This window comes from Coleofasciculaceae cyanobacterium (assembly GCA_036703275.1).
GTDB lineage: Bacteria > Cyanobacteriota > Cyanobacteriia > Cyanobacteriales > Xenococcaceae > Waterburya.
Genome location: DATNPK010000016.1, coordinates 1 through 18950, shown reverse-complemented (window position 1 = coordinate 18950; position 18950 = coordinate 1). Strand labels below are relative to the sequence as shown.

20 protein-coding genes and 1 pseudogene are annotated in these 18950 nt (G+C 40.9%); 10 read left to right on the top strand and 11 right to left on the bottom strand.

Annotated elements, in window-relative coordinates; translation table 11 throughout:
• The first annotated feature begins 32 nt into the window (after nt 1-32).
• Nucleotides 33-989 carry a ribonuclease III domain-containing protein gene (locus tag V6C71_02985; protein HEY9767458.1) on the top strand — a complete coding sequence of 319 codons (957 nt, stop codon included), beginning with the start codon at nt 33-35 and terminating at the stop codon, nt 987-989.
• Nucleotides 990-1100: 111 nt separating this feature from the next.
• On the opposite strand, the gene V6C71_02980 is transcribed toward V6C71_02985, so the two are convergent.
• The 8 genes from V6C71_02980 to patD form a co-directional block, all read right to left on the bottom strand.
• Complete coding sequence (locus V6C71_02980; GenBank protein HEY9767457.1) at nt 1101-1370, bottom strand: hypothetical protein; 270 nt, start codon at nt 1368-1370, stop codon at nt 1101-1103.
• 92 nt (nt 1371-1462) lie between these two features.
• Entirely contained in the window at nt 1463-2347 is an 885-nt protein-coding gene (locus V6C71_02975) for an Hpt domain-containing protein (GenBank protein HEY9767456.1), read from the bottom strand.
• A 67-nt stretch (nt 2348-2414) separates the two neighbouring features.
• A complete protein-coding gene (locus V6C71_02970) occupies nt 2415-3140 on the bottom strand; it encodes an HAD-IA family hydrolase (protein ID HEY9767455.1) in 726 nt (241 codons plus the stop codon).
• A 32-nt stretch (nt 3141-3172) separates the two neighbouring features.
• Nucleotides 3173-4381, bottom strand: coding sequence for a 1-acyl-sn-glycerol-3-phosphate acyltransferase (locus V6C71_02965; protein ID HEY9767454.1), 1209 nt, complete (start codon nt 4379-4381; stop codon nt 3173-3175).
• A gap of 82 nt (nt 4382-4463) precedes the next feature.
• Nucleotides 4464-5654: an NAD(P)/FAD-dependent oxidoreductase gene (locus V6C71_02960; protein ID HEY9767453.1), complete on the bottom strand. Its 1191-nt coding sequence runs from the start codon at nt 5652-5654 to the stop codon at nt 4464-4466.
• 169 nt (nt 5655-5823) lie between these two features.
• Complete coding sequence (locus V6C71_02955; protein HEY9767452.1) at nt 5824-6363, bottom strand: DUF456 domain-containing protein; 540 nt, start codon at nt 6361-6363, stop codon at nt 5824-5826.
• Nucleotides 6364-6566: 203 nt separating this feature from the next.
• Complete coding sequence (locus V6C71_02950) at nt 6567-7418, bottom strand: M48 family metalloprotease (GenBank protein ID HEY9767451.1); 852 nt, start codon at nt 7416-7418, stop codon at nt 6567-6569.
• 84 nt (nt 7419-7502) lie between these two features.
• Nucleotides 7503-7874 carry a heterocyst frequency control protein PatD gene (patD, locus tag V6C71_02945; GenBank protein ID HEY9767450.1) on the bottom strand — a complete coding sequence of 124 codons (372 nt, stop codon included), beginning with the start codon at nt 7872-7874 and terminating at the stop codon, nt 7503-7505.
• A 366-nt stretch (nt 7875-8240) separates the two neighbouring features.
• Between patD and V6C71_02940 the strand changes: the two genes are divergently transcribed.
• On the top strand, nt 8241-10493 hold the full coding sequence (locus V6C71_02940) for a bifunctional (p)ppGpp synthetase/guanosine-3',5'-bis(diphosphate) 3'-pyrophosphohydrolase (protein ID HEY9767449.1): 2253 nt from the start codon (nt 8241-8243) through the stop codon (nt 10491-10493).
• Here V6C71_02940 and V6C71_02935 read toward each other — a convergent pair.
• Nucleotides 10479-11168: a phosphorylase gene (locus tag V6C71_02935; GenBank protein HEY9767448.1), complete on the bottom strand. Its 690-nt coding sequence runs from the start codon at nt 11166-11168 to the stop codon at nt 10479-10481. The genes V6C71_02940 and V6C71_02935 overlap by 15 nt on opposite strands.
• Nucleotides 11169-11369: 201 nt before the next feature.
• Between V6C71_02935 and lepB (V6C71_02930) the strand changes: the two genes are divergently transcribed.
• Nucleotides 11370-11936 (top strand): signal peptidase I, encoded by a 567-nt coding sequence (gene lepB, locus V6C71_02930; protein HEY9767447.1) that lies wholly within the window; start codon nt 11370-11372, stop codon nt 11934-11936.
• A gap of 1180 nt (nt 11937-13116) precedes the next feature.
• A complete protein-coding gene (locus tag V6C71_02925; GenBank protein HEY9767446.1) occupies nt 13117-13335 on the top strand; it encodes an NblA/ycf18 family protein in 219 nt (72 codons plus the stop codon).
• A gap of 664 nt (nt 13336-13999) precedes the next feature.
• On the opposite strand, the gene V6C71_02920 is transcribed toward V6C71_02925, so the two are convergent.
• The gene (locus V6C71_02920; GenBank protein ID HEY9767445.1) at nt 14000-14758 is read right to left on the bottom strand and encodes a GAF domain-containing protein; all 759 of its coding nucleotides are present in this window, start codon (nt 14756-14758) and stop codon (nt 14000-14002) included.
• Nucleotides 14759-15265: 507 nt separating this feature from the next.
• Between V6C71_02920 and V6C71_02915 the strand changes: the two are divergent.
• Nucleotides 15266-15310: pseudogene (locus V6C71_02915) on the top strand (hypothetical protein).
• 74 nt (nt 15311-15384) lie between these two features.
• Nucleotides 15385-15657, top strand: coding sequence for a signal peptidase I (lepB, locus tag V6C71_02910; GenBank protein ID HEY9767444.1), 273 nt, complete (start codon nt 15385-15387; stop codon nt 15655-15657).
• Nucleotides 15658-15762: 105 nt separating this feature from the next.
• On the opposite strand, the gene V6C71_02905 is transcribed toward lepB (V6C71_02910), so the two are convergent.
• The gene (locus V6C71_02905; protein HEY9767443.1) at nt 15763-16149 is read right to left on the bottom strand and encodes a nuclear transport factor 2 family protein; all 387 of its coding nucleotides are present in this window, start codon (nt 16147-16149) and stop codon (nt 15763-15765) included.
• Between the two features lie 54 nt (nt 16150-16203).
• Between V6C71_02905 and V6C71_02900 the strand changes: the two genes are divergently transcribed.
• The 4 genes from V6C71_02900 (at nt 16204) to V6C71_02885 (ending at nt 18862) form a co-directional block, all read left to right on the top strand.
• Complete coding sequence (locus tag V6C71_02900) at nt 16204-16794, top strand: helix-turn-helix domain-containing protein (protein ID HEY9767442.1); 591 nt, start codon at nt 16204-16206, stop codon at nt 16792-16794.
• 63 nt (nt 16795-16857) lie between these two features.
• Entirely contained in the window at nt 16858-17607 is a 750-nt protein-coding gene (locus V6C71_02895; protein HEY9767441.1) for an SDR family oxidoreductase, read from the top strand.
• Nucleotides 17608-17875: 268 nt separating this feature from the next.
• Nucleotides 17876-18148 carry a phage integrase N-terminal SAM-like domain-containing protein gene (locus V6C71_02890; GenBank protein ID HEY9767440.1) on the top strand — a complete coding sequence of 91 codons (273 nt, stop codon included), beginning with the start codon at nt 17876-17878 and terminating at the stop codon, nt 18146-18148.
• Between the two features lie 369 nt (nt 18149-18517).
• Nucleotides 18518-18862 carry a tyrosine-type recombinase/integrase gene (locus tag V6C71_02885; GenBank protein HEY9767439.1) on the top strand — a complete coding sequence of 115 codons (345 nt, stop codon included), beginning with the start codon at nt 18518-18520 and terminating at the stop codon, nt 18860-18862.
• Nucleotides 18863-18950: the final 88 nt, after the last annotated feature.

Here is an 18950-nt window from a genome sequence, read left to right as displayed (position 1 = left end):
CAACGGCATTCAATTCTAGGAAATTACAGCTAATGAGTAGTAATTGGGAAGCATCACCAGTCGAAAACAAAATTGGCATCAACTTTAAATACGATCAAACTCTTCGCCTTGCTTTAATACATCCCTCTTACGCTAAACAGATTAATGAGCCAGAAATTAATAATCAGCGTCTAGAATTTCTAGGCGAAGCAATTCTTAATTTAGTTTTAGTTGATTATATCTATCAACATTTTTCTCATTTTCAGGTAGGAAAACAGAAAGCTTTACGCGATAAGCTGAATGAATCAGATAGACTGACTAATCTTTGGTACGATTTGCAGTTGGGAGAAGCCTACCCCTTTCTGGGTTTAAAAGAAGAACGGCATCGTCTGCGAGTAAAGCAGAGTAATCCTTTTGAGCAAGCGTTTAAAGCCTTGGTTGGCGCCATATATATTGATCGGGGTTTTTCTCAAGCACGGAATTGGCTACAAAAACGCTTAATCATACCGTTGCTCAAACGCTATCTCAAGCCAGAACTAGAACATTCCGCTTCTGATAAGCACTTGGAGTTTTTGGGCGCAACTTTACTTCAGGGATTGTCAACTGATTATTTATATCATCAGATTCTTCAAGCCAACCCCAGCACACTAAAATCTTTGGCGCGAAAAATTACTGCCGTCGAAAGCCAGAATGAATATTGGAAACTATCTGAATTATTTTGGGACAAGACTTTTGCCAACCAGCCAAAACCTAAGTCCTACAAGATCTTGCTGGCTCAAATATATCTTCACTTTGAGCGTGAAAACAGTAAGAGTAGCTTTCGTAAAACCAGCAGCTATTTTACTAAACACTGCCTGGATGATGATGAGATTATGCGACAGGCGATCGCTTTACTGCTCAAAGACGGCAAATCGCAAAAGTGGATTATCCATAAAATGATGGGCTATCCTAGCAATAGATATAATCAAGGTAGAGAAAGATACTGTGAACTAATAAGCGACCCAGAATAGAGCCAGCAAAGATTTGATTTTTAAAAATTGATTGGTTAAATAGAATTCTCGAACATTTTAACTCGTAGCTAAAATGTTCACTCTAGGTAATGAACACTAACTATTACTTATTTATTGGTCTCGATAATCGCCACAGCCAATAGCTTGTTCAGTGTTAGCTACAGATGGATTCACAGTACATTTGAGGTGGTAGTCTCCAGTAAAAAAACGGCACTTAGTACAGGGAACTTGGTGCATTCTTTTTGCTTGAGTTAATACGTCCATAATACAGCTAATTAAACTCCAACTACAAAGACCTAATATTGAAAAAGCTCCAACAACTCGAAGTTCAAGCAGTAGTAGTTTAAACAAAGTGGCAGAATGAATAGCAAATTGAAACACAACTAATATTATCTAAAAAACTACTTCATTAGCATTTATTATGACATATATTAGTGTTGTCAAATCTAACTCGCAAGTTGTAAAATACACATTTAAATACGGCTTTTAATGATTTGAAATATTTGCGTAATTTGCTGCTTATTAAAAGTTTTCATTAAGGCTAATGCTGCGCCTTGAGGATCTCTAGGTATGCTCACTGTACCGCTATAAGTACCACCAGCAGGACCACCAGCAGTAGCAGCTAACTGTTGAAGATTTTTACTAGGGACTAGTTTTTGTGCTTGACCAGCATTCAAATAATCTCCAGCTTGCTTAATTTCTTTAATAACTACCTGAGCAATAGTGCCGTAAGGATATTTTTTGTTGGTAATTGCTTTTTGAGTCGTGGTTAATAACTGTTGCCAATTGGCTTCTTCGGGAGCTATTTGTCTCAGATGCCTACAGCATATATGCAGCTTCTGACGGCTTTCTGGACTATCAGGCTGTTTAAATATTTGCAGCATTTGTTTGAGTATTGTTGTTACCTGCCCACTCAAATTAACCTGACCTGAACCACCAGATAATAATTGTTGTAGGTATTGATCTAATATGGCAAAGTTCGATTCTGCTTGCTGGAGAATTTCAATGGCATCACCATCATTAAAGTCGGCAGAATTTTCCAAACGTTCGATTAAGTCTTGTAGATGATCGTATCCGTTAAGAAAAAGCGTCTCTAATTTTTGATCGACATCAACAGGATTGTCCTTAAGTATTTTAAAAGAATCTTCCAGACGGTGAGCAGTTTTTTGAATGCTGGTGTAGCCCAACATTGCAGCACCACCTTTAACTGAGTGAGCAGCTCTAAACATCTCGTTGACAGTTTCCGTGTCCTTTACCGATGTAGCTAGCTGTAGAATCCCCTGCTCCAAAGTTTGAAGATGTTCTTTTGCTTCTTCTATAAAATATCCTAGAATTCTCTGCTGATTAGCTGTGTCCAAAACCTATATCCCCCATTTGTTTAAACTTTTTAAAAGTGTATATATAAAGCAAGTTATAAAGACAAGTTTATCCCAGAGTACTTAAATTTGGTAGTTGATTTTCAACATTCAATGAAGACAAGCCACGGTTCAACCAGAATGATCTAATTCCCGCATTTTTCGCACCTTGATAATCTTCAGTTAAACTATCTCCAATATGCCATGCTTGCTGAGCCACAAATCCGTGTTTATCTAAAGCAATTTTAAAGATATTTTGGTCTGGTTTGGCAAATCCTGCAACCGAAGAAATAGTAATGCTAATAAAAAATTGCTCTAGATCTAAAACATTTAATACTTTTATTAAGCGGGTATCGAAATTGGAAATAACTCCTAGCTGGATACCTTGGTTACTCCATTTCTCAAGGCTATTAATTGTATCGGGGAAAACATACCACGGGTCTTTATTCGAGAAATAAGTATAAATTTCTGCAAAAAAAGCCGTAAAATTACTGAACTTTTTTAGTAAGCCAAGCTGCAAAAAAGTTGTTTTAACTACATTTTTCCACCAGTCAAACTCTTGTTCTTTAAGTTGGGTTAATTCCGCTGCTAAAAACGCTAAAGGAGGAGCAGACCTAAAGCTTTTGATAAAAGCCTTTTCAAGTAGGTCTGCATCCGCTTGAACACCATATTTAAGAGCATATTGTTGATAGATTTTGCCGACGCTACTTTTAAGCTTAAATAAGGTACCCATAGCATCTAGAAAAATAACTTTGGGTCTAGTATCTGTTGTAATTTGAGAGATCATCTTGGACATTGTTCGCTAAAAATAAAGATTTTAATCGAGAATTAATCTAAGTAAGCTTGAACTGCCTGTTGTGCTGCTTGAGTCAAATTATCAATTACTTTTTGGCGAGAATACGATTGAGGCTTTAGCGAATTATTTAGCTCGACTTGCCAGTGTTCTTTGAGATTAATTGGTGTGCCTATTTTGACGATCGCCTGTCGCCTTCCTTTTAGTTTTGGCCGATCAATTTTAAATACCTCTCGTTCTAAACGGTCAATAGTAGCAAAATATCTTTCAGGAGTTGGTTTTTCTGCCACATAGCCATCATAAATAGCATCGAAATTGAGCAGACGAACCGTAGTTTGATAAATATGTTCGTAATTTAGGTTTGGTTTCTTGGCTGAATCTGCAAGTGAACTCAAAACAGACTGAATTTTGTAAACGCGATCGCGCTCAGGGATCTGAGATAGAGAAGCTAGCTCTAGTTTCTCCTCGCAATAATTCAACATTCGCTTTTTTAAATGCTTAATTCGTGGATTTAAATTAGTCGAATTTATCGGGCTTTGATGATACTCAACTTCCAAATTTTTTAATACTTGAGTAGCTATCTCTCTTAAACGTAAATAATAATCGGCTTGAGCTGGTTTAAGTGATAAAGCTGTTTCGAGGCGACTCAAGGCTTGTTCTAGCTGGGTGTCTGTGACATTAGGATAAACATATTTTAAACTGACGGGAACTAAATAAAAATCAGGAATAATACCATTGTGTTTAAATAACTTCTCGATCGCCTTGAAAGATAGTTCAATTGCGCCCGAACGGAAAGGCATCACCGTATCGTTTTGATAGGAACAGCCCCCTTCTGGAAAAATTACTAGCTTGCACTGAGGTTGTTGAAGTATGTCGAGGGTTTGAACAATGCTATAGCGATCGCCAACTCCACGCCGAATGGAATAAGCTCCTACTCTTTGCATTAGCTTGCCAATCACGCCTTGGAAAGCCTCATAAGCCACAACATAGTGAAACAGTTGCCCAATGCGTGCCGAGAAGAGGAACATCACCAAACCATCATCTAAGGTGGAATGATTGGGCAAATAGACTACTCGATGCTCGGCGATCGCTTTTAAATTGGCTAAATCATCCTCATCAATTATTGCTCGGATTTTGTAACCAAAATAAACCACCAAATAAGCAACACTCTGAATCAAACGGGTAAGCAGAGGATTGCGCTTCGGTGGCAAAAACTTAAGATCCACTTTAGAGGAATCGGGCATACTTATTGAACGAGCAAACGGTGTGATAGTTTCGTTGAGCGGAGTCGATCTGAGTAAATCCTGCCTAACACTGTGGCAATCTTTACTGAGAAAGCAATTCAACTATTGGCTGAGTAATCCAATTAAATCCTACGGTTAACTGATGTTTTAAAGTCGGCAAACGATATAAATAGATCAAGCGACGGGCAACATAAGCCATCGGACCATCTAATTTCAGACCCAAACCATTGATAGTAGCGTTGTCTGTCCCCAAGGTCATCATTTCGCCTAAAGGTTGATAACGGAACGACAATAAGGGGCGATCTGTAGCCGCTGCCCAAAGGTTCCAAGCACAGTAATCAGACTGTTGATAAGCGACTTGTGCTGTAGCAGGAAGCGAATTGCCGTTTTGATCGCAACTATTAGCAGCATCTCCTAAAGCAAAGATGTCTTCCCTACCTTTAACCAATAAAGTAGGCTCTATTTCTAATTGTCCTCGGTTATTTTGTGTTAAAGGTAGCTTTTCAATTAATTCTGAAACCTGATTTCCTACGGTCCATAAAACCAGATCTACGGGAATTGTATCGGTTTGTCCCTTATAAACTAGGGCAATGCTATTAGATTCGACTCGCTCGACTTCTGTTTCTAAATCCTGCCAAATTTGGTTTTTTTCTAAAGCTTTAATCGCGGTTTGACGATTAAATTCAGAGCTATCTTCAAGAATTTGTGTTCCCCGCTCGATAATGCGAATTCTGCCTTTTTCACCTAAACGATCTGCGAGCTTACAGGCTAACTCTACGCCACTATAGCCGCCACCTACTATCGCTACTCTAATCCGATCTAGATTAGCTACTTCAAGCAGCCTTAATTGTTCTTGTAGACGATAAGCATCATTGAGAGAGCGAAATGGTAGAGCGTGTTCTTTGGCACCAGGCAGTGTATCTACGGGAGTTTTACCCCCAGTCGAAAGAACTAACTTGTCATAATCAATCTTGGTATCGTCTTGTAAGGTAACTTGTTTGGCTTCAATGTCAATATTAGTGACGCTACCCTGCTGAAAAACTATGCCCGTATTTGCCAACAGTTCAGCAAACGGTGGTGCAATTTCCCAACTCTGCATCTCTTCTGTGACTAATTCATACAAGAGGGGAGAGAATAAAAAGCGATCGCTTTTATCGACCAGAGTTATTTCTGGTTGCTCATCATTTTTCCAAGGAAACTCACATAGGCGCATGGCAGTATATAAACCACCAAAACCGCCACCAACAATACAGATACGTAATTTTTCGCTCATAAGATTATTTATCTCACACCTAGTAGCTAGCTACCTGGCTTAACTTAAGTTAATTCTAGCGGGTCTATAAAATTTGTGATCTTGCCTAATGATTACTAATTAGTCTGGTAAAAAAATTAAATTCACCTGATTTTATTTTTGTTAACCGTTGAGTGTTGAGTGTTGAGTGTTAACTAATAAAAACTACAGACCAGGTGGAATAAATAAATATTGCCACTGCTAAGGCTGCTAACAGTGCTTCAATTATATTGCCAATTAGAGACGCGACCACAACACCCGCACTGGCTTTTAATGCCTGTCGCATTCGTGCAGCAGAATCAAGATTACTACGATAGAGATATTCTCCAATAAATGCCCCTAATATTGCTCCAAAAAGCACGCCAAACAAAGGACCTCCCAAGGGTAAGGCGGGCAATAAACCCACAAATCCTAATACCATACCAGCGATCGCACCATATTGGCTCCATTTGCTTGCCCCAGACTGTTTTGCCCCAAAATATAAAGCCAGATATTCTACTCCCGCACTGAGAATTAAAACCGCAAAAATTATGATCATTGGCCAGCCAATTCCCGCAAAGCCAGTGGCAATACTCCAAATTAAAATGGCAACTAGAATAACGCTGCTACCAGGAAGCCCAGGAATAATTGCGCCAATTATTCCTATCCCCATCAAAGTCAGCACAATCCAATAAATAGTAGTTATATCCATAGTTGTTAATGTTTAAGGTGAGTTAGCTTCATGATGATTTATCGATTTTTAGCTGCGCAAATCGAAGATTTGCCAGTCCTAAAGGATACACCTTCGGATATCGTCTTACGACGACGATCTGCCCTAAAGGATTAGTGCCTGGAGGCACGTCCGCGTACGCGCTGCGCCTTTAGCCTTTCTTAAGATAAATTAACAGGGTGTAATTAAAGACGGCTATTTACTATTTGCGCAAAGCGCTCTTTTCCTTCCTCTAGTTGGCCTGGAATACCGTTGGGATACTCTTGGTTAATGATGGCAATGAGTTGCTCAATCCGATTGGCAGGATTAGGGTGAGTACTCATAAACTCTGGTTGTTCTCCAGCACTACCTCTAACTGAATTAAGGATTTTCAGTAGCTCGACTATCCCTACAGGGTTATAACCTGCTTCAGTCATAAATTGAAATCCGAGCAGATCGCTTTCTAACTCATCGTCTCTACCATATTTAAGATTGACCATCTGATTTACCGCTTGAGCTAGAATAGCTGCCTGTCTGCTATTTTCAGGGCGATCGCTGGCGGCAATACCCACGGCATTAACCAAGGTACTACCTAACTGTTGTTTGGCTAAATGTTCTGCACCATGTCTGCCAATCACATGACCAACCTCATGACCCAAAACTCCCGCCAACTGAGCTTCTGAATTTAGCCTACTTAACAAAGCTGCGGTAATAAATACTTGGCCTCCTGGAAGTGCAAAAGCATTAACTGTCTGCGGATCTCGTAACAGATGAAACTCAAAGGGATAGGGAGAATCTTTGGCCCCTGAACTTTGTACTACCTTATTGCCCACCCCATCGATATAGTCTTGTAAAGCGCGATCAGGATATAAATTACCGTGTTGTGCTGCCATTTTGGGTGCAGACTGACGACCAATAATTATTTCTTGTTGGGGAGAAAGCTGCACTCTCTGTTTTTCTCCCGTAATCGGATTCTCACTCACATTAGTGAAATAGTTAAACATAGCAAAGACCGCGAAGATCGCACCAATTGCTAAACGTATTAGTAATCGACTCACTCTTTATTCTGACTCCAATTTAATTATTGGCAAAATATTATCATGGGTCTATTGGCTACCTGCCTTTGTAATCTACATAAATTGTCAGTTGCCATCGTTTAACATTATTTGACAATAACCAATTAATTTATTTAGGCGATCGCTAATGCTCGTTAGTCTTTTAGTCTGAGTAGGATTCTGACGTGCAGAAGCAAAAAATAAAATATCCGTGGTTAATAATTTAAACTCGCGCTTAATTTCTGTTTGTACCGATTGCCAGCGAGGTGCGATCGCCCGATCTAAACCTTCACTACTCAAGTTGGCAATGTTTTGATTAAACCATTGTGTTAAGCTGTGAAATTCTAGTCTTATTTGAGGCTGCACGACTTCGCGGTTTTGGTTCGGCAACAGGCTGTCAAATTTAGTTAACCAAGTCATGAGTTCGTGATATGCTCGACGATGTGATGCAGATAACATTATTGAGTTAAAATAAGGTAATTAACCAAATAAAATTCTACTAAATAGGCTTGACTTTTTGGTTATGCATAGTCTTAACCGATTGAGAAACTTGAGATTTTAGGCTTAAAGAAACAGGTTAATTTTATAGATTAATACTTAGATTAGATAGCAAAATTAAATTATAAATTATGGTTTGATTCAGGGCATCTAACTCAGAATTTAGCAATTTAACCAAAGTTTAAAGAATGCCCAAGTACTCAAAATAAGTAGCACTAATTTAAGGATTTTTATACTGGGTTTTGTGCAACGACTAAGGCGGGTTTCGTCGTCATAGGGCGGAGTAATCTCTAATCTTCCACACTTACCAAATATTTTTTTAGATCTATGACCGCTATCTCTATCATAGAAAATCGCGCCAAAGAAGTTAAACTTCCTTGCTGGTTAAAAGAATGCTTGATCGATCAGCAATCGGAGCAGCCAGAAGCTGATGGTGCTTTAATTTGTCGTGCATTTAATTTTGCCTACCAGCTGCATGAAGGTCAAACTCGTAAGTCGGGAGAGCCATATATTGCTCATCCCATAGCTGTCGCTAGCTTGTTGCGGGATTTGGGAGGAGATAGCGTAACTATTGCTGCGGGTTTTTTGCACGATGTGGTAGAAGACACTGAAGTTACCTCAGAAGAAATAGAAGCAATGTTTGGCGTGCAGGTGCGCCTGTTGGTAGAAGGGGTAACTAAGCTATCCAAGTTTAATTTCTCTAGTACTACCGAGCGTCAGGCGGAAAACTTTCGCCGAATGTTCTTGGCAATGGCAACGGATATTCGCGTCATCGTGGTCAAGTTAGCAGATAGACTCCATAATATGCGCACGCTAGACCATCTTAAACCAGAAAAACAACGACGCATCAGCCAAGAAACTAGAGAAATTTTTGCTCCTTTGGCAAATCGACTAGGTATTGGTCGCTTTAAGTGGGAACTAGAAGATTTATGCTTCAAATATCTAGAACCAGAAGCCTATGCCGAAATTAAAGCTTTAATTGCTGAAAGAAGGACAGATCGCGAAGCTAGAATTGCTCAAGTTACCAAAACCCTGCGATCGCGCTTAGAGCATTTGAAAGTTAATGTTGTCGAGCTAAAAGGAAGACCGAAGCATCTTTATGGTATCTATCAAAAAATGCAGCGGCAGCAAAAAGAATTTAGTCAAATTTATGACATTGCTGCTTTTAGAATCATTGTCGAGACTAACGAAGAGTGTTATCGTGCCTTGGCAGTAGTTCATGATGCCTTTAAACCAATTCCAGGTCGTTTTAAAGATTACATTGGCTTGCCAAAGCCCAACTGCTATCAGTCTTTGCACACTACGGTAGTTGGCTTCAATGGTCGTCCTATTGAAATTCAAATTCGGACTATGGAAATGCACCATATCGCTGAATATGGAATTGCGGCTCATTGGAAGTATAAAGAAACAGGCTCAAGCGAGATCGACCCATCATCTGAAGAAGATAATAAATTTACTTGGCTACGACAGCTATTAGAGTGGCAAAAAGATCTCAGTGATGCTCAAGAATATATGGAGAGCGTCAAGGATAATTTGTTTGAGGATGATGTTTATGTGTTTACTCCTGACGGTGATGTAATTGCCTTGGCTCAAGGAGCAACTCCTGTAGATTTTGCATATCGCATTCATAGTGAAATTGGTAATCACATGAAGGGTGCGAGGGTAAATGGTCGCTGGTCCGTGTTGTCAAAACCTTTAGAAAATGGAGATATTGTAGAGATTGTTACGCAAAAAAATAGTCATCCAAGTTTGGACTGGCTCAACTTTGTGGTATCTCCTACAGCTCGCAATCGCATTCGACAATGGTACAAGCTATCCCATCGTGATGAAAATATTGCCCGTGGCAAAGAACTATTAGAGAAAGAAATGGGTAAAAGTGGTTTTGACTCTTTACTCAAGTCTGAGCCGATGCAGATAGTGACGCAGCGTTGTAATTATCATTCGGTAGATGACTTGCTAGCAGCTTTAGGATATGGCGAAATTACGCAAAATCATGTAGTAAACCGTTTACGAGATGTAGTCAAAGAGCAGCAGCCAGTAGAAGAAGTACCAGTCGAAGCCGAAGAAGTAGAAATTGCTTCTCACCTCCAAAGCAGCGTTAAACAGCAAAGCAGTGGCAAGTCGCCCATAATTGGCGTAGAGGGAATGCTTTATCATTTAGCGGGTTGCTGTAAACCTCTGCCTGGGGAATCAATTATTGGTGCGGTAGCTTTAAGCTCTAGAGGAATTTCAATTCACAGTCAAGGCTGTCACAATGTTAAGAAAGTTCCAGGCGAAAGGATTATTCCTGTTAATTGGAATGATAATGAAGAAGACGGTACAGCTTTTACATACCCTGTAGATATTCAGATTGAAGCGATGGACCGAGTTGGAGTATTTAAAGATATCCTCGCGCGGTTGAGCGATCGCGGCATTAATGTATGCAATGCAGGAGTCAAAACTCATCGCAACAAACCCGCCCTAATTTCCTTAAGTTTAGATATTAGGGATCGCCAGCAGCTAGAGTATGTTTTTCAAAGAATTAGCAACATGAGCGATATTCTTAATATCCGTCGCGTGATGAATTCAGGAGACCGCTAGTTTTTCGCTGGTAAACAGTTGAGCGGTAGTTAGTTCCAAAGCTTTTAACCCAGTCAAAGAACCTTGAATTAACCTCAATGCAGCAATAGGCTGTTTCAAAAAGGCGATCGCCGTGGTTACAGTCTTGAGGTTTCCCGCGCTATCAATAGCGTTACTCAGACAGGGTACATCTCCCCTCAAATCATCACTGACTACTCGCAACATGGCTACAGTTATTCCCTGTCGTTGCAGCTGGGTTATGTAGCTATAGCCTTCCATATCGACAATGCTAACGGGATATTGCTGACTGAGCTTGAGTTTTTCTTGGGTCAAAGCGATCATGCGATCGCTAGTCAATCCCGCAACGGCATCAATTGATAATTTGTTTTGAATTATCTTAATTAATTCTGATTCGAGATTGAGGTAATTGTGGTTTAAATCCCAACAGCTTTGAATAACTACACTATCTCCCACTGCGTAAGATGGAGTAAGACTGCCACACAAGCCCATAATCAGAACTGTTTGAGCCTGACTTAATTGCTGAGTATAACTGGCTAAAATTTGGCGTACATTTTTAGTGCCAATCGGAATAGCGATCGCCGCAATATCGGCATTAGCCTGCTGCAAACCGCGACAAACTGCCTGATATTCTGCGCCCTGAGGCACGACAATAGTATCAATAGAAAGCATTGCCATATTCGAGATCCATTTAATGTAATACTGTTTCTAGCTCCAAGTTCTAAGCCTTAAGCTGTAACTCTAGAAATATTGTTCCATGTCACCTTAAAAACTGAGGATTCACCCAATAAATCTTTTCATCGTTTCCCTTTAACCATTGCCCAATCCTCGCTAAGAACTTATGCACTAAGTTCTACAACTATTAAATATAAATATTTTATGTCTGTAACCAAACCTGATAATTCGCAAAATAAAGCTGAATTATGGCACAAGATCAAAGAAAACAGCACTACGGTTCTTATTGCTCTGATTTTAGCCTTTATAATCCGAGTTTTTATTGCCGAACCCCGCTATATTCCTTCAGAATCAATGTTTCCTACTTTAGCAACTGGCGATCGCTTAATAGTAGAAAAAGTAGCGTATAAGTTTCATCCTCCAGACAGGGGAAACATTGTTGTGTTTCAACCACCAAACCAATTAAGAATTTTGGGTTACGAAAAAAACCAGGCATTTATCAAAAGAGCGATCGCCCAATCTGGCGATACTGTAGCTGTCAAAAACGGTGTGGTATACGTCAATGAACAACCTTTAATCGAAGACTACATAGCTGCACCTCCAGAATACGAACTAATACCCGTCACAGTGCCAAAAGGACAGCTATTTGTCATGGGAGACAACCGCAATAATAGTAACGACTCTCATATCTGGGGATTCTTACCAGCAAAGAACGTGATTGGTCACGCGGTGTTTCGCTTTTGGCCTCTAAATCGCATTGGGATAGTGTAATTGCTAACGTTCGTGTTCAGCGGCGGCGAACAACTTTTGCAACTGCACAGGGGTTTTCGCCCATTCGCTCCAATGCAGTGTTAGCTGGCAACTCATTATTGTCTTAACTATTCTATCTTCCGCATCACCAACAGCGTGAACAGTTCGAGTTAATGTGCAGGTATTCTAAGGTCAATCGACCAGGTTGAGTTTCTAAAATATCCCTCCTAATCGAAGTCAAACATTAACCCCACGGTTAAAAGCTTCTTTCTGAAGTTCGGCGAACTTATTCATAAGGTCTTCATTCAAACTGACTAGCCTATCCGTATTTGCTTTGTCGTTTTTCAAAATCAGAAACTGTAGCTTACTCTCTTCTTCAAGATTTTATAGGGGTGCCCTTAAAGTTTTTAAGTCGATAGCACGTTGCTTAGATCTTGCAGGGTCAATAAATTGTCCGGTCGCAACTATTGAGCCAGCTATAGCACCGGCAAGACCAATATATTTGCGAATATCATTTGTATTAGAAGGAAGTGCGGTGACTATAATTCCTAGTAATGCTGTTAAGCCACCGAGTATGCCATTGACCCATCTGCCGCTCCGCTTAAGCCTTGTGGACTTCGTTGCTTCCCGCTCACAAGTTTCAGCAAATTTCACCACACCCTTTAGAAGTTTATCAATCGACTCGATAACAAACTTTCTCGCTTTCTCGGATCATCGTTAGATTGTGAAGGTTGTAATTCCATATTAAAACTCTTTTCAGATAAATCTTTTTGAGTGTAAATTATACTGCCAGCTAACTATTTATTAGCTGGCTTTCCTCCCCGAGCACTTCTAAATATGTCCTACTAGATTGCCCCCGATACTCCAGCAATTGCTCTTGGGTGTTGTGCAGGAAAGATTCAAGGTTAAAAACGAATGTGTTGGAGCGATCGCACTTCAACGGTTTTAAAGTTGCAATTATGGTGAATCAACATACCAGTAATATCATGCTTTTTTCCCTGGGCGATGACCGAAAAGCGGCGCGAACGCCCATACGCTCTCAAAAACAAGCTGCTTGCGAGCTGATACTACTCAGCAACCCCACGCCTCGAAAAAGGCTATTGCTGAACATTTACATCTAGCATAAAAGTTTTTATATGACAATTTTTTAAAAGATATGTTACATTAATTTATATAGAGTTACAAAAAAGCACAAACACCTATGAATATTCGCCAACAGTTACCGCTTGAGCAACAATTTGAGCTTCAGGTCTTTGAAGGTCAAGTTCGAAAGCTTTCTCACGAAGACGCTCATGAATTGCTAATTCAGTTGCGGGAAACAATGCTCTATCAAACAACGACTTTCCGTGAAATTCTGAAGGAATCATGGGGCATTGGAAAAGATGTTGATATCACTATTAGCTTACTTACTGACGGTTAATCTCTCGCTCATCGCTAAGCTTAAATAGGAATGGACACAACGATGTCTACACAGCAACTTAGTTGCAACGACCAAACTAAGTCACGCAATGTTAGCGGGTTTGCAGTTGTCTTTTTCATATTGGAATACCCCCACATTTACAGCTTCTTACGGCAATGATCGAACCGAAGGTCTGCTTGTGAGATGTATAAACAGGTGGGTTGGTTAAGCGCTATTGTGACAGGAGCGTTAGCGCTTCTAATTGTCTAATATGATTCATCTTCTAAAGGATTGTACCCGTCCTAATTTCTAGTGCCTAGAGAATTTCGCATTGCGACCGTTCGCAACTTTTGCCAGATTTTCATTTCAAGATTAAATCAAAAAACTAATTTACATCCCAGTCAGGCAAGCCTGTCGGGGTAGAAAAACTTCAGGAGACCATTATGCTGCGTAAATTTAAGGATTTGTCCCTTCCTCTTTTTACAGAGTCAAGTCTAACTCTGGTAGGGTTTCTACTCCTAGTTTGTTTATTATAAGTCGATATTAAGAGTGAGTCTACTTAGATTGGCGTTTTCAAACCTCATTACCATTCTTTGGGAAGGTTGAAGTTTGTCTTATTTTCCAAAAACTCCCGAATCAAGTGTTACCCTTGCTGCTAGCTTTGCTGGGATTATCTAACCTATCTCTAGCCCAACAATTCATCTGATGACTTATAGTCATTATTGGGCGAGTCATCATCAGCATCGGTCAGCAAAACTTGAGCTACATCTGGGAAAAAATGCCGCATACAGCGATCGCATACCCCGTGAGAGAATTCAACATCGGAAAAGCGTTTGATAAATTTCTCGACTGTTGACCAATAGCCTTTGTCGTTCCGAATCCCTTTGCAATACGAGCAGATTGGGATGAGTCCTTCCATCAACTTGATCTTGTCTAAAGCATCTGCCAGTTGAGCAGAGGTTCGCCTCAATTCCAGTTGCATCACAACTTGACGAGCTAGTGCTTCAAGGGCTTTGGTTTGATACTCCGATAGTTCTCGGGGTTTGTGATCGATAACACAGAGTGTACCCAGCGCATGACCCTCAGGAGTCCGCAACGGCATGCCAGCATAGAAGCGGATGTTTGGCGAACAGATCACCAATGGATTATTCTCGAAGCGTTCATCTTGAAGTGTATCATTTACAATCATGATGCTCTCATTCAAGATTGCATGCGCACAGAACGATACATCACGGCTGGTTCCGTCAACATTGATACCCACACTAGATTTAAACCATTGACGGTCTGCATCAACTAGACTGATAAGAGCAATGGGCACATCGCAGATGAAGGCAGCGAGTGCAGTAATATCGTCGTAGGCTTGCTCAAAAGGCGTGTCTAGAATTCTATATTGCCTGAGTGCTTCAAGCCGAGCAGACTCGTTTGCAGGAACGCTAGCCTTCATAGTTTTACTGCGGTGCTAACTTAATGATGAAACACCATTATAGGTTAATGGTATATCGGATATAACAGCGCTCAACATATCCTTACGTTCGTGAGGCTTTTATTATCTGAACCAGATACTGGGTGTTGGCAGCCAACGACTAGCGTCACTGCCTGCAAGGGACTTGAGCGAAGCAGAAAGATCGTCGGTCAGCCAGGTGCACGCGATTGTTAAGTAGCAAGATTTATTCAAGTTCTCAGTAGTAGGCTGACCCGTCATGAAGCTTGAAACACTGATATGAAGGCTTAATCCCTAATAGCGTTAGCGGTCCACCATAAGAATTAATACAAATAGCTATATCTCCATTACGAAGCGTGTCATAGCAATCAATATGGAAATATCCTTCCCAGCCGACCGTTATCACCGTAAGGATTGCCGCGCGTCCACTTCGCGCCGCCCGACAACATCAACAAAGCGGCGTTGAAGTATGCCTGATGAAGCGCGTCCTTATTCACGAATCGCGCCAAAATCAGCTTAATAGTAGAAAAAGTAGCGTATAAGTTTCATCCTCCAGACAGGGGAGAGATTGTTGTGTTTCAACCACCAAACCAATTAAGAATTTTGGGTTACGAAAAAACCAGGCATTTATCAAAAGAGCGATCGCTACAGAAGGAGAAACATTAGCAGTTAAGGATGGTTTGGTCTACGTAAACAATCAGCCTTTAGCCGAAAATTACATTGCAGCTCCCCCAGAATATGACCTAATGCCAGTTACCGTACCCCAAGGGCAGTTATTTGTGATGGGAGACAACCGCAACAATAGCAATGATTCCCATATTTGGGGCTTTTTGCCGGCCAAAAACGTCATTGGTCACGCGGTGTTTCGCTTTTGGCCTCTAAATCGCATTGGGATAGTGTAATTGCTAACGTTGCCCATCACCCGCCGCAGATAACCTTTGCGTCATAACCAATAAACTTTCAACGGTCGGTGTGCATGGGCATTGTTATGCAGCGATCGCCACCGATTAGTTCATTGCGTCCCAGATTACCTTAGTATCCGTAAACTGTCGAAATCGAGAGACTTTTCCATCACAAAGATCATACACATGGGCTGCCGAAGAGCAAAACGACTTACCCGTTGAGCGATTACGACCCGCATAACTGCCAATAACGATTACAGTTTTCCCTGCATCTAGATACTGTTCAATATCAAACGACCACGATTCCCAGTTGTCATCAAATGCTTTGAAAACCCCCTCGACGACTGCTTCGGCTCCTCGATGAATTGTCCCTCGCGGAAATCCTTCATTCTGAATCCATTCAAGATCAGGAGTGCAGATTCGTAGAAAGGCATCATAATCCTTTTCATGGAAAGCTCTATACAATTCCTGAATAATTTCAAGGTTTGTCATAGGCTGCTCTCAAAAACTTTGACCATTCGGTATAATTAATGCTACTATATCACCATGAGCAGAGGACCTGAAAAACAATTCGATCCTAAAATTGCCCTAGCAAAGGCAATGGAAGTTTTTTGGGCACGAGGATATGAGGCAGCCAGCCTTGCTGAACTGCTTGAACACATGGGAATCGGTAAAAAGAGTCTCTATGACACGTTTGGCAACAAGCGATCGCTCTTCCTCAAGGCGTTAGACCACTATGCTCAGACAGAGGTGAAAGCCATCCGAGATCAGGTTTTAGCACCAGGTTCGCCCTTGGAGAACCTGGAACAAGTCCTCCAACACTTGCAGCAACAACATTCGTTACCCAGCAGTCAAGGCTGTATGTTGGGCACTAATATTGCTGACTTTGATACAGATGAGGTAGAAATTGCATCCATTTTGCGTTACCACCTTCAAGCAATGGAAGATGCTTTTTGTATTGCGATCAACCGTGCTCAAAAAGCAGGCGAGATCAATACGGCTGCTAGTTCCCGCAACCTTGCGCGTCTACTGCTGTGTACAACACAAGGCATGGCATTAATTGGTCGAGTCTTGGAAGATGAAGTGCTTTTACGCAGCACTGTAGAGGCAACACTGGCACTGCTCAAAACCGTCTAATTTTTTTTGTTTAACTTATACCAATCGGTGTAAGTTGTCGCCACTAGCAAGCGAGGAATCACAATGGCACGATTAGCGAATAAAACAGCCGTTATCACCGGAGGCACAACTGGAATTGGATTTGAAACTGCCAAACAGTTTGTTACAGAAGGAGCACGAGTCATGATTACTGGACAGAATGAGGAGCGTTTGCAAGCTGCTGTGAAAGAACTGGGTGAAGCGGCGATTCCAGTTCGAGCTGATGTTCGTTTCCTGCCTGACCTGGAATCATTGGCAGCACGAGTAAAAGCAGAATTTGATGGACTGGACATTCTGTTTGCGAATGCTGGTATCGGGCTGTTTGCACCCCTAAATGCCATTGATGAAGCATTCTACGATAATCAGTTTGATGTCAATGTCAAAGGTGTATTTTTCACGGTGCAGAAGCTTGCTGAATTCCTGAATGAAGGGGCAAGCGTTATCTTGAATGCATCAGCCGTGAATGAGAAGGGTGCAGCAATGGGAAGTGTGTACTTTGCAACAAAAGCAGCGGTGCGATCGTTGGCTCGAACATTGGCTGCTGAATTAGCATCTCGCCAGATACGAGTTAATGCGATCAGCCCTGGTTTTGTGCCTACGAATTTTCAGAGCAAAATGGGACTATCACCAGAAGCACTCAACAGTTTTGGTGATTATATTAAGCAATCTGCCCCATTAGGGCGATTCGGAAACCCAGTCGAGATTGCTGCTGGTGTCGTTTTTCTCGCCAGTGATGAGTCATCTTACATGACAGCAGCAGATCTCGTGATTGATGGCGGATTTATGAACGTTTGAGGCTAAGCTGCACGATTACTTAATTCAAGTGCGATCGTTTTGCTCCTTATACGATCAAAGCGCTCGCCGCACCTCGGTAACTTCTAGATTGTGTCCTTGCCAAAAACTAAAGCTGCATAACTATTTATTATGCGGAAACTTTCTGGATATCCACCCTATATGGGACAAAAAGCAGAATTTTTCCGTATATCTACCCCGTGGAGTATGATATCAAGAAACTTTCCCTATATTCGTCGGTGATATCCCGACTTTTTCTGGATATCATTCCGTGGAAAAAGCGACTAAAAAACTGTTTGAACAGGTTAGCGATGTCATTCGTATTAAGCATTATTCTTACAAAACTGAAAAAAGCTACGTTAATTGGATTAAACGCTACATCATATTCCATGATAAAAGGCATCCTCAAGAAATGGGTGGAAGGGAAATAGAAGAATTTCTCACTAATTTGGCAGTAGAAGAAAATATAGCTGCATCTACTCACAATCAGGCGATAACAACGCAATTTTATTTTTGTATAAAGAAGTTCTCAAGCAAGAGTTAAATTTAAAAGTTGACGCAGTACGAGCAAACAGAAGTAGATACCTACCAACAGTTTTAACCAAAGAAGAAGTTTTGACTATTATCGATAATTTATCAGGTGTTTATCAGCTTGTAGTCAAACTTCTCTAGGGCACTGGATTACGACAAACTGAATGTTTGCAGTTGCGAGTCAAAGATTTTGATTTTGCTCAACAACAATTGACAGTCACAGATGCTAAAGGCAGGGAAAGTCGAGTCACAATGTTACCGACAAGTCTAATAGAAGAATTACAATTTCATTTACAGATTGTTAAGCGTCTACATCAACAAGATTTAGAAAAAGGCTACGGTTCGGTTTATTTGCCGTTTGCTAAGATGCGAAAGTATAAAAATGCAAGTCGCGAATGGATTTGGCAATTTGTCTTTCTCTCAAATAGAATCTCACTCGTATCCTCGTAGTAAATTTATTCGCCGTCATCATCTTCATGAGAGTGGTTTACAAAAAGCTTTGAAACAAGCAGTTAAAACGGCAGGGATTAATAAAAGGGTAAGTTGTCATACATTTCATCATAGTTTTGCCACGCATTTGCTACAAAATGGCTATGATATTCGCACAGTTCAAGAATTGCTAGGACATAAAGATGTCAAAACAACCATGATTTATACTCATGTGCTAAATCGCGGTGTTGACACTCCCCCGATTAAAAATCAGGGGATTCTTGGTTCAGCGATTTGACTTACCCTCGCAGGTGTTGCCACCAACCAAGATAGAGGTCGAATCTCCCCAAGCGTTTAGATCTAATATTTCATTAGACCAGCTTCCG